Below are 1,931 nucleotides of genomic sequence, written 5' to 3' on the forward strand. Positions count from 1 at the left end.
ATATTCGGTCGTGAACATTTCAAGGCACACTAGTCGGTAAATAACAATGCACAGAAATTGGCAATTAAGAGTGCACAGAAATTGGCCTTAAGAATGCGCAGTTTTACAAAAGTAAATATCCTAATCTAAGATCCGAAAATAGTTTTCCTGTTCTCCATTCTATAGCTTTTACCGGAAAGACTAATGACCTCACACCTGAACAGGAGCCGGTCAAGCAAAGCGGTAGCCAGCACTTCATCATCCAGCATTTTAGCCCAATCTGCGGGCATTTTATTGGTAGTAATAATGAATGAGGTATTCTCATACAACTGATTAATAAAGTTGAATAAATTCACTGCCTGGTTTTTTTCTACGGGAAACAACATCACATCATCAATAACGATCAGGCTGGCTTTGACCAGCCGCTTGTAATCAGCCATTGCCGAGCGGGCAAAGTCTTTCATTTTTAGCATATTGATAATCTCCTCCATTGTCCTGAAGTATGCTTTGTATCCTTTTTCAATGGCATCAGCGCACAGCCCTGCTGCCAGCATTGTTTTGCCCACACCAGAAGGTCCCATGATCATGATATTATAAAGCTGATCCAACCAGGCCATTTCCCGTAGTGTATTTATTTTTTGTTTGCTAAGGCCATTATCAGGCCTTTGTTCATACTCGTCAAGATTGGATCTGGTGGGCAATTGGGCTGTTTTAAGCAATCTTTCCTTGGCCTGAAGTTCTCTATGCAGGGATTCATGTTCAAAAAGCGCTACAAGAAAGCTTAGATAACTGAGCTGATCATTTTCCGCTTTATTTACCATCTCTTCTATTTTTGTTGCCATGCCCATTATCTTATAACGGCGGCAATACTGATCAATTTGTTCTTTTTGGCTCATATTAGTTGTTTAAGGGGGTTAATATTTGGTGATAGTCTTCAATCCTGCTCAACTGTGGCTGAAACAAGGCCAGGATGGGATAGGTACCGTTCAAGGGGTTAAGCCCTGATAAAGCAATTTCATCGGGCTTTGACTCTTGTTTGTATTTAGTGACCAATGTTTCAAAGTCATTGGCACTATTGATCCCTTGCTCAATGCAGAAGATTAATACTTTTTCAATCAGGTGTTCCGGGGTACTGTTCAAGACCCGATGTAAGATCAGAAGCTGATCACGCAGGTACCGGGGTTTATCTATACGAATAGCTGCAATGAAGCGCAGCATGACTTCTCCCGAGTGGGTTAATCGGGAAAGCTCCATAGCCATTTCTTCCAGGGCGGCACTTTTATCTCGCTTGTGGTCTGTATTTACGATCTTTCTGCCTCTGCCCGTGGCAATCATATGTCGGCATAACTCCGTTTTGTTGATATGGCAAATAATCAGGCAGCTTTCTTCTTTGTGCACGCAGACCTGTGTACCTCTTCCTGTATAAGTACCAAGAGGCAAGGAATATAGGTTGCTTTTCCAGGATATCGTATTGTCCTTTCTTACTGCATAAAATGATGGTGCAGGCAGTGGTATAGTCAAAGGTTCGAATGGTTGCAAAAAAGCCTGTTCGATAAGCCACTCCTGGTGAGGGGCTTTTTTGGTTAGTGCATGATCCAGCTTATTGGCGGTACGTTCCAGCCATTTCAACCCATCCTGATTTAAGGTTTCCATATCGTAAAAAGTACGGTTATAAAGAAAGTTCTGCTTAATGTATTTGACCACGTTCTCAATCTTTCCCTTACTTTCCGGATCTGCCTTTCTGCACATGCGTATCTTAAAGCCACGGTCTCTTACATAGGTTTTGAATTGAGAGGTAAGTACCAGGTCCCCACTGTTTTCATTACTGATAAAGACCTTGTCCTGATCGTATACAACTTCATCAGGTATACCTTTGATATAAGAAAAAGCGCGCTCATGTGCCTCAATGGCACTATGGCTAGTGAATGGGCTACTGCCAAAACAAACGTATT

At 42.1% G+C, this 1,931-nt stretch carries 1 protein-coding gene and 1 pseudogene; both read right to left on the reverse strand.

Annotation, left to right across the window (positions count from 1 at the left end; translation table 11 throughout):
- Positions 1 to 125: 125 nt before the first annotated feature.
- Positions 126 to 875 carry an IS21-like element helper ATPase IstB gene (istB, locus tag BFL47_RS18950; RefSeq protein WP_069661362.1) on the reverse strand — a complete coding sequence of 250 codons (750 nt, stop codon included), beginning with the start codon at positions 873 to 875 and terminating at the stop codon, positions 126 to 128.
- A gap of 1 nt (position 876) precedes the next feature.
- Positions 877 to 1,931, reverse strand: a pseudogene (locus tag BFL47_RS18955) (DDE-type integrase/transposase/recombinase); the annotation flags it as partial.

This window comes from Arcticibacter eurypsychrophilus, from assembly GCF_001730525.1.
Lineage (GTDB): Bacteria > Bacteroidota > Bacteroidia > Sphingobacteriales > Sphingobacteriaceae > Arcticibacter > Arcticibacter eurypsychrophilus.

Coding starts and splice junctions, on each gene's coding strand:
- istB (WP_069661362.1), bottom strand. CDS start 875: ATGAGCCAAAAAGAACAAATTGATCAGTATTGCCGCCGTTATAAGATA.